Annotated in this window: 9 protein-coding genes; 4 read left to right on the forward strand and 5 right to left on the reverse strand. The window is 71.9% G+C overall.

Annotated elements, in window-relative coordinates:
• Positions 1-145: 145 nt before the first annotated feature.
• Positions 146-2,170 carry a SpoIIE family protein phosphatase gene (locus ACNFOC_RS46110; RefSeq protein ID WP_416964978.1) on the forward strand — a complete coding sequence of 675 codons (2,025 nt, stop codon included), beginning with the start codon at positions 146-148 and terminating at the stop codon, positions 2,168-2,170.
• Positions 2,171-2,201: 31 nt separating this feature from the next.
• A complete protein-coding gene (locus ACNFOC_RS46115; RefSeq protein WP_416964979.1) occupies positions 2,202-3,065 on the forward strand; it encodes an Fpg/Nei family DNA glycosylase in 864 nt (287 codons plus the stop codon).
• On the opposite strand, the gene ACNFOC_RS46120 is transcribed toward ACNFOC_RS46115, so the two are convergent.
• Entirely contained in the window at positions 3,066-3,782 is a 717-nt protein-coding gene (locus ACNFOC_RS46120; protein ID WP_416964980.1) for an SDR family oxidoreductase, read from the reverse strand. It lies immediately after the preceding gene.
• Positions 3,783-3,854: 72 nt separating this feature from the next.
• On the opposite strand from ACNFOC_RS46120, the gene ACNFOC_RS46125 reads away from it, so the two are divergent.
• The gene (locus ACNFOC_RS46125) at positions 3,855-4,676 is read left to right on the forward strand and encodes a helix-turn-helix transcriptional regulator (RefSeq protein ID WP_416964981.1); all 822 of its coding nucleotides are present in this window, start codon (positions 3,855-3,857) and stop codon (positions 4,674-4,676) included.
• Here the strand turns inward: ACNFOC_RS46125 and ACNFOC_RS46130 are convergent.
• The 3 genes from ACNFOC_RS46130 to ACNFOC_RS46140 form a co-directional block, all read right to left on the reverse strand.
• Complete coding sequence (locus ACNFOC_RS46130; protein WP_416964982.1) at positions 4,663-5,313, reverse strand: anti-sigma factor family protein; 651 nt, start codon at positions 5,311-5,313, stop codon at positions 4,663-4,665. The genes ACNFOC_RS46125 and ACNFOC_RS46130 overlap by 14 nt on opposite strands.
• 139 nt (positions 5,314-5,452) lie before the next feature.
• Positions 5,453-5,974 (reverse strand): hypothetical protein, encoded by a 522-nt coding sequence (locus ACNFOC_RS46135; protein ID WP_416964983.1) that lies wholly within the window; start codon positions 5,972-5,974, stop codon positions 5,453-5,455.
• Between the two features lie 155 nt (positions 5,975-6,129).
• Positions 6,130-6,675, reverse strand: coding sequence for a sigma-70 family RNA polymerase sigma factor (locus ACNFOC_RS46140; RefSeq protein ID WP_329262799.1), 546 nt, complete (start codon positions 6,673-6,675; stop codon positions 6,130-6,132).
• 223 nt (positions 6,676-6,898) lie between these two features.
• Between ACNFOC_RS46140 and ACNFOC_RS46145 the strand changes: the two genes are divergently transcribed.
• Positions 6,899-8,038 carry a CapA family protein gene (locus ACNFOC_RS46145; RefSeq protein WP_416964984.1) on the forward strand — a complete coding sequence of 380 codons (1,140 nt, stop codon included), beginning with the start codon at positions 6,899-6,901 and terminating at the stop codon, positions 8,036-8,038.
• Between the two features lie 15 nt (positions 8,039-8,053).
• Here ACNFOC_RS46145 and ACNFOC_RS46150 read toward each other — a convergent pair.
• The coding region (locus ACNFOC_RS46150; RefSeq protein WP_416964985.1) for a MarR family winged helix-turn-helix transcriptional regulator at positions 8,054-8,449 on the reverse strand (396 nt) is incomplete at its 5' end.

Raw genomic sequence — 8,449 nt, forward strand, 5'->3', positions numbered from 1 at the left:
CAGGGGTTGCTGGAGCTGCGCCGGATGACGAATCCGGACGGTTCCGTGGAGCGGCCGTGCGGCTGGGAGCGTACGCATCTGGTGCGGGCCGCCGCGCTCGCCCTGGAGGCCGCCGGGCACCGGCCCGATCCTGGCGCTCAACCGCATGGGCAGCTTCGACTGGGACCTGGACAGCGGCCTGTTCCACATGGACGCCCAGGCCCACGAGGTCTTCGACCTGCGCCCCGACGAGTACGACGGGCGGCCCGAGTCGCTGGCGATCCGGGTACCGCCCCCCGAGGGCTACCGGCTCGACGGCCTCGTCTCCCAGGCACTGAAGGACGGCAGCGAGAACTACGGCGCCTACTTCCGCATGCGCCTGAGGGACGGCACCCTGCGCTGGACCCACACCCAGGGCTACATCCGGCGCGACGAGACGGGCCGTCCGCGCCGGATCATCGGCATCGTCCGGGACGCCACGCGGGAACTCGCCGAGAGCGCGGCCCGCCGCGAGCAGGCGGCCCAGGACGCGGCGCTGCGCCGGCAGACCAACGTCGTGCAGCTCACCACCGCCGCCCTCGCGCACGCCCGGACCGTCCAGGACGTGATCGACGTCCTCAAGGACACCCACGGCCTGGTCCACCTCGGCGCGACCAGCCTGGTCATGGGTCTGGTCGAGGCCGGCCGTATCCGACTGGTCGCCGAGGGCCCCGAGGGCAGCTTCGTGCCCGGCACGGAGGTCACCCGGATCGACGAGCAGTACCCGATGGGGGAGGTCGTACGGACCCTCGCCCCGGCGTTCATCGAGTCGCCGGCGGAGTTCGCCGAGCGGTATCCGCTGCTGTGGCCGCACATCACCGAGCTGAACATCACGGCGGCCGCCTATCTGCCGTTGATCGCGCAGGCACGGCCGATCGGTGCGATGGGGCTGCTCTACAGCGACCGGCGCGGTTTCTCGGCGGACGAGCGCAACGTGCTCGTCGCGCTGGGCAGCAGCATCGCGCAGAGCCTTCAGCGGGCCATGTTCTACGAGCAGGAGAAGGACCTCGCGCAGGGCCTCCAGCAGGCGATGCTGCCCCGCGCGATCCCCAGTGTCCCGGGCGCCGACGTCGCCGTCCGCTACCGGTCCGCGAAGCTCGGGCGGGACATCGGCGGTGACTGGTACGACCTGATCCCGCTGCCGGGCGGGCGGGTCGGCGCGGTCATCGGCGACGTCCAGGGCCACGACACGCACGCCGCCGCCGTCATGGGGCAGCTGCGCATCGTCCTCAAGGCGTACGCCGCCGAGGGGCACACCCCGGCCACGGTGATGGCCCGCGCGTCCGTCTTCCTCCACGAGCTCGACACCGAGCGCTTCGCCACCTGCCTCTACGCCGAGGTCGACCTGTCGACCGGAGTGGTCCAGGTGGTCCGGGCCGGTCATATCGACCCGCTGGTCCGGCAGTTGGACGGGACGTGCCGTCGGGCGACCGTCGTGGGCGGGCTGCCGCTCGGGCTGTCCGCCGAGTTCGGGCGGCTCGAATACCCCGTCTCCACCATCGAACTCGACCCCGGCCAGACCCTGCTGCTGTGCACCGACGGCCTCGTCGAACAGCCCGGGGCCGACCTCGACGACGGCATGCGGACCCTCGCCGCCCTCATCGCCTCCGGGCCCGACGACGTGCGCGACCTCGCCGATCTGCTCATCGACGTGGCCGAGGAACGCGGCGGCGAGGACGACGTGGCGCTGCTCCTGCTGCGCCGGCGCGGCCTCGACGCCCCGCGGTCCGGCGGGCGGCTCCAGCAGCATGTGGCTCCCGGCGACTCCGAGGCCCTCACCGGGGCCCGGCACATGATCCGGGCCGCGGTCCGCGCGTGGGGCGCCGGTGAGCGCTCCGACGAGGTCGAGCTGGTGGCCGACGAGCTGATCACCAACGCGCTGATGCACACCGAGGGCTCCGCGATCGTCACCCTCAGGGTCCTCAACGGCACCGAACGGCGGCTGCGCGTGGAGGTCGAGGACTCCTCCAGCGCCCTCCCGCGCCGCCGTGAGGCGGGCGAGAACGGAGTCTCCGGGCGCGGTCTGCTCCTGGTCGACCTGCTCACGGACGTGTGGGGCGTGGAGGCGCGCGGCAGCGGCAAGTGCGTGTGGTGCGAGTTCCTGGTCCCGGACCGGAGCGGACCGGATCCGACGAGGTCCGACCCGGGCTGACCCCACGGGCCGCTGATGGCACCCTGGACGTATGCCGGAACTTCCCGAGGTCGAAGCGCTGAAGGACTTCCTGACCGAACACCTCGTCGGCCACGAGATCGTACGGGTGCTGCCCGTCGCCATCAGCGTCCTGAAGACGTACGACCCTCCGCTCACCGCGCTGGAGGGACACGAGGTGGTGGCCGTGCACCGCCACGGCAAGTTCCTGGACGTCGAGACGGACGGCGGCCCGCACTTCGTGACCCACCTCGCGCGCGCGGGCTGGCTGCACTGGAAGGACCGCCTCCCGGACGGCCCGCCCCGCCCCGGCAAGGGCCCCCTCGCGCTCCGTGTGGCCCTGGAGACCGGCGAGGGCTTCGACCTCACGGAGGCGGGCACGCAGAAGCGCCTCGCGGTGTACGTCGTCGCCGACCCGCAGGAGGTCCCGGGCGTCGCCCGCCTGGGCCCCGACCCCCTCGCCGACGACTTCGACGAGCCGGCCTTCGCCGAACTCCTGAAGGACGAACGCCGCCGGCTCAAGGGCGCCCTGCGGGACCAGACCCTGATCGCCGGGGTGGGCAACGCGTACAGCGACGAGATCCTGCACGCCGCCAGGATGTCCCCCTTCAAACTGGCGGCATCCCTGACCCCGGCCGAGACCCACACGCTCTACACGGCCCTCCGCACCACCCTCACGGAGGCGATCGAACGCTCCCGAGGCGTGGCCGCGGGCCGCCTGAAGGCGGAGAAGAAGAGCGGCCTACGCGTCCACGGACGCACCGGCCAACCCTGCCCGGTCTGCGGCGACACCATCCGCGAGGTCTCCTTCAGCGACTCCTCGCTCCAGTACTGCCCGACCTGCCAGACGGGCGGCAAGCCGCTGGCGGACCGGCGGATGTCGAAACTGCTCAAGTAGCTACCAGGGCACCCCGGTCCCGTCCCACGACAGGAACCGCCCCGTCGGACCGTCGTCCGGCAGCAGTGCCAGGTCGACGGCGCCCCGTGCCGCCTCCGCCGGATCCCCGTCGCTCGCGGCGGCGCGTTCGTTGAGGTCCGTCGCCCGTAGGCCCGGGGCGAGGGCGTTCACCTTGAAACCGTCCGCCGCGAGGTTCTGGGCGTAGAAGAGGGTCAGGGCGTTGAGGGCCGCCTTCGACGAGCGGTACGCGGCGCCCGCTCCGGCGTGGGCGGCGAACTCCCGGTCCGGGTCGGCGCTCCAGGCCAGGGAGCCGGTGCCGCTGGAGATGTTCACGATGCGGGGGCGCGGGGAGCGGCGCAGGGCCGGGAGGAACGCGTTGGTGACCGCCAGGACTCCGAAGACGTTCGTCTCGTACGTGCGGCGGACGTCGTCGAGGTCCGCCTCGGGTGCCGGGCTTCCGCCGGCCATGATGCCCGCGTTGTTGACCAGGACGTCCAGGGCGTCCACCTGCCGCGCCGCCGCCGTGATGCTGTCGGCGTCCGTGACGTCGAGGATCAACAGCCTCGCGCCGCCGCCCAGTTCCTCGACTGCCCGCTCACCCCGGCCCGCGTCGCGTGAGCCGACGTGGACCGTGAAACCCTCGGCTACGAGCAGACGGGCGATCTCCTTGCCGATGCCCTTGTTCGCGCCGGTGACCAGTGCTGTGGAATCGTTCATGGGGACGACGATTCCGCAGTCGCCGCCACCGAACCAGGGACAACCGATCCCTGGCAGCCGGAAGGAGGCACAGTGACCGGCAAGCAGGAACTGGCCCGATTTCTGCGGGGCCACAGGGAGAAACTGGCGCCCGCCGATGTGGGCCTGCCCGGCGAACCGTCCCGGCGGACCCTCGGACTGCGCCGGGAAGAGGTCGCCGAGCTGGCCCACATGTCCGTCGACTACTACGCCCGCCTGGAACAGGCCCGCGGGCCGCGCCCGTCGCCCCGCATCCTCGACGCCCTCACCGGAGTGTTCCGGCTGACCCCGGCCGAGCGGACCCATCTCTTCCGGCTGGCGGGGACGCAGGTGACGCCGCTCGCCGCGCCGGTGCGGACCGTCCGCCCGCACGTGGCCGCCCTGCTGTGCCGCATCCCGGACACGGCGGCCATCGTCACCGACGCCACCTACGACGTCATCGCCTGGAACCCGCTGGCCGGTGCCTTGTTCGGCCACGATCACGACACGCGGCCGAATCTGGCGCGCCGCCGCTTCCTGGGGCGGGCCCAGGAGAGTTCCAGCGCCGAGGAGTTCGGCCACATCGTGGTGTCCCGGCTACGCCGCGCCGCCGACCGCTACCCGTACGATCCGGGACTCGCCCGCCTGCTGGCCGAACTGCGCGCCGGCAGCGAGGAGTTCGGGGCGATCTGGGAGACCGGCCCCGTGCACGCCCCCGGTCACCGCACCAAGACCCTCACCCACCCGCGGGCGGGCCGGCTGCGGGTGAACTGCGACGTGCTCACCGTCCCGCACGACGACCAGCAGGTCGTCTTCGTCACCGCGGACCCGGGGACCCCATCCGCCCGTGCCCTGCGGCAACTGGCCGCCGCAGGCCGGGACTTCAGTGCGAGGTGAGCCGTACCAACTGCAGTCCGTCCGCGGTCCGCACGTCGTAGTGGTCGATCTCCGTGGGGTGCATCGCCGAGCCCCCCTGCATCGTGATCATCGTCGCGTCGTGCTCGGGCACCATCCAACTCGTCACGGTCTGCTCGGAACCGTCGCGACCGACGACCACGAGACGACAGGACCGGGGGCCCGCACCGTCCTTGATCTTGAGGGACACGTCAGTGCCGTAGTTCTCGTTCGCGGCCGTGACCTGCGCCCACACGCCCGACTTGGCGTCGGTCGCGGTGAGTTGCACGGCACTGTCACCGTGCGCGGCCAGGGTCGCCGCCGCGGGCCCGCCCACGGCGAACACCACCGAGGCGGCCACCGCGTACAGAAACCGCCGCCGTCCGGCCCGATGGCGCGTGGCCACCTCGCCGAGCAACCGGTCCAGCAGCCGCGGGCCGGGTTGTGCCATGGGGTGCACAGAGCGCGGCGTCGCACGCCGGTACAGCATCAACTGCCGTGAGGCGGGACCGAATTCGGTCACATGAGCCGCGCAACTGGTGCACTCCATGAGGTGATCCTCGAAGCGGAAGGCGTCCGCCTCGTCCAGCACGCCGAGCGCGTACGCGCCGACGTCGCGATGCCTTTCCAGGGACCTCATGCCGAATCCTCGTGCCGTTAGGTGCGGGTGGGGTTACTCCTTGCTCCCATCGGTACGCACCAGACAGTCGAATCACTCAAGGCACACAGAATCCCAAGCAACTGATTCGGAGCGGCCGGGCCCGCGGATTGGTCCCATTTCAAAAAAGATGGATGGCGAGGTGGCCGAGCGGCAGACCCAGCTGCCAGGCGGGCGTCCAGACCTTCGGCCCGTCGTCCTCACCGGTCACCGGACCGCCTCCCGGCCCCGGTACCGCGTCCAGATCCGGCGCGAGCAGTTCGGTCTCCTCCAGCCAGCGCCAGGCGGCCTCCGCCAGTGCCAAGTCCGGTGCTTCCGCACCCGATTCGGCGGCCTCCGCCGTCAACCTGGAGATACGTGTCCCGACCCAGTTCTGCCAGGGCTGGTCGTACGCCGTGAGCGAAAGCCAGGTCTCCAACTGGGTCACCACTCGGATACCGGACAACTCGCCGTCCGTGTCGGACAGGAAGATGGTCAGCGCCAGCGCGTCCCGACCCGCGCGGAACTCGAAGGACGTCGGCGGCATCAGGTCGCCGGTCCGCAGCAGCTCGTCGGCGATGTACTCGGCGTACAGCCACGCCATGGGGACGACGAGTTCACCGCCACCGGTGCCGTCGGTGCTCTCTTGACCTCTGTGCAGCATCCCTTCCTGCCTTCCTCCGGTGCGTGCGCGTCGCCCGGCCCGGGGCTCCGTCAGGAACCCCGAGCCCCCCAGTCCGGAACACGGATGAGGACAGCCGATTACTCAACCGGGTTCTGAGCAAGGCGCTTTACGGAGGTTTGACTAATGAATTGGTTTCACCGCAGGTCGGCCGCATAACCCGGAAGCACCCGGCGGAGGGCGCGCAGCGCGTAGTACGCGCGGGACTTCACCGTACCGGGCGGAATCCCGAGCGCTGCCGCGGCCTCCGCCACACTCGCCCCGTGGAAATACACCAGCACCAGGACTTCACGGTGCTCCGGAGTGAGTGTCTTCACAGCCTCCCGCACATCGAGCGTCGCCGCCGACCGTTCCGCGTGATCGGCGCATACGCGTGCGTTCTCCAGTACCGCGTCCCCGACCTCGGGCGGCCGTGCCTGCCGGGCCCGGCGCGCGTCGATGGCGAGCCGTCGGCCCACCGTCAGCAGCCAGGGCCGTACGGACTCGAAGTCGTCGGCGCGCAGCGCCTCGGGGTGCTGCCAGGCCCGTACGAGGGTTTCCTGGACGAGGTCCTCGGCGCGCTGGCGGTCGCCGTCGCAGAGCCGGAGCAGCAGCGCGAAGAGCGGCCTGCCGTGCTCGCGCTGAAGTGCGGCGAGCTCGTGCTCGGCGGTCGTTCCGTCTCTGAGCGTGGGTCCGGCCGTCATGGCCGTATGGCATCGCAGGGGACCGCCCGGGGACAGGGGGCGCACGAGGGGCTTGCGGCGGACGGTCGATCGCGTCGACGAACGGTGCGACGAACGGTCCGCGTCACCCGGTGTTACCCCGCACGCGCACACCGGACGGGTCATCAGAGGCCGGAAGTCGTTTGCGGGGGCGGTGAAGTTCATACCTATTGGTGGGTAAATATGACCACAGTGGGGTGAATTGATGATCGCACGCAGACAGCAGGTGGCCGTCGCCGTCGCAGGCATTCTCACCGCGGCCGCCGCCTGCCAGGCCCAGAACCACGACTCGAAGACGTCCGGCCGTCCGGCACCCCCCGCCGCCCGAGGCTTCACCCTCGTCGCCGCCGGCGACATCCTCCCGCACAGCTCCGTCGTCGACCGCGCCCGCTTCGACGCGGGCGGCACCGGCTACGACTTCCGGCCGATGCTCACCGCCGTCCAACCCCTCGTCTCCCGCGCCGATCTGGCGCTGTGTCACGTCGAGAGCGTCTACGGCGACTCCACCGGCACCGCGGCCCTCACCTCCCCGCCCGAGGCGGCCCAGGGCCTCGCCGCGACCGGCTACGACAGCTGCTCCACCGCGTCCGACCACAGCCTGGATGCCGGCACCGCCGGCATCCAGGGCACCCTCGACACCCTCGACCGCGCGGGCGTACGGCACACGGGGACGGCGCGCACCGACGCCGAGGCGCGCACGGTCACCCTGCTGCGCGCCGGTCCCGCGAAGGTCGCCCACCTCGCCTACACCGCCGACACGAACGGCGTCCCGCTCCCACCGGCCGAGCCCTGGGCCGTCAATCTCCTCGACCCCGCCCGCGTCCTCGCCGACGCGCGGGCGGCCCGACGCGCGGGCGCCGACGTGGTCGTCGTCTCCCTGCGCTGGGGCACGGCGGGCCAGAACGCGCCCGACCCGCAACAGCTCGCGCTGGCCGGGGAACTCACCGCCGCCCGCACCGACGGCCGCCCGGACGTCGACCTGATCCTCGGCACCCGGGCCCATGCCCCGCAGGCGTACGAGAAGGTCAACGGCACCTGGGTGGTCTACGGACTCGGCGACCAGATCACCGGCGAGATGTACGACAACGCGGGCACCCGGGACCCCGGCGGCAACCTGAGCACCCTCGGCCGCTTCACCTTCGTGCCGCCCGCCCGGCCCGGCGGCCGCTGGGAGGTGGCCAGGGCGGAGTTCGTGCCGCAGCTGTTCGACATCGACGCGGGCCGGGTCGTCGACGTCAACCGGGCGATCGGCCAGGGCGCCGACCTGACCGGCGACCGCGACCGCATCCGCGAGGTGGTGCTGAGCCGGGGCGCGGCGAAGGACGGGCTGGTGATGGGGAAGTAGCGGGAGAGAGCGGGGTCAGTCGACGTCGACGTGCGCGAACGTGGCCAGCATCTGCGTGAGCACCCGTGCGCACGCGCGGACGTCGGCCTCCGTCAGTTCGCCGCCGACCTGGCGCATCAGGTAGTGCTCGCGGCCCAGCACATCGGTGATGGTCGACCGGCCGGCGTCGGTCAGCCGGATCAGTGAGGACCGCTGGTGTGCCGGGTTCGGCACGCTCTCGACCCAGCCGTGCGCGGCGGCGTCGTTGACCATGCGCTGCACGAACTGCCGGCTCAGCGCCTGGTCGCGGCCCATCTGAGGAACCGTCATGGGCCCGTGCAGGCGCAGCAGGTTCAGGACGGCGCGCACGCCCGCGGACACGCCCTCGACCGGTTCGGCCTGCTCCACCTTGCGCGCCGCGCGCCGGTAGAG

Origin of the sequence: Streptomyces colwelliae (genome assembly GCF_048158785.1) — a bacterium.
GTDB lineage: Bacteria > Actinomycetota > Actinomycetes > Streptomycetales > Streptomycetaceae > Streptomyces.